This is a genomic window from Salinicola sp. MH3R3-1, from assembly GCF_001937155.1.
Taxonomy (GTDB): Bacteria; Pseudomonadota; Gammaproteobacteria; order Pseudomonadales; family Halomonadaceae; genus Salinicola; species Salinicola halophyticus.
The window spans coordinates 1-554 of the sequence record NZ_MSDP01000121.1; the positions used below are offsets into that span (position 1 = coordinate 1).

1 protein-coding gene is annotated in these 554 nt (G+C 65.3%); it reads left to right on the forward strand.

Features of this window, described 5'->3' with window-relative positions; all coding sequences use genetic code 11:
• Positions 1–554 (forward strand): Ig-like domain-containing protein (locus BTW08_RS18665; protein WP_210403282.1); only part of this gene is annotated, 554 nt, incomplete at both ends.

The window sequence follows — 554 nt, forward strand, 5'->3', positions numbered from 1 at the left end:
TGGCGGCGTCAGTGCACCCAAGACCGTCACCATCACCGTCACGGGCACCAACGACGTACCGGTCGCCTTCGCCGATACCCAGCCTACCGGCGAGAACAGCGTTCTCAGTGGGCAAGTGCCGGCAGCGACCGATGTCGATGGCACCATCGCCAGCTACGCGCTCGACACTGGCGTGGGCCAAGGCAATGGCGCGTTGAGCTTCAACGCCGACGGCAGCTACAGCTTCACGCCCGGCACCGACTTCGACGGCTTGGCTACCGGCGAGAGCCGCGACGTGACCTTCAGCTACACCGCTATCGATAACGATGGCGGCGTCAGTGCACCCAAGACCGTCACCATCACCGTCACGGGCACCAACGATGCGCCGGTCGCCGTCGCTGATACCCAAACCACCGGTGAGAACACCGCGCTAACCGGTCAAGTCCCGGCCGCGACCGATGTCGATGGCACCATCGCCAGCTACGCGCTCGACACTGGCGTGGGCCAAGGCAATGGCGCGTTGAGCTTCAACGCCGACGGCAGCTACAGCTTCACGCCCGGCACCGACTTCGACG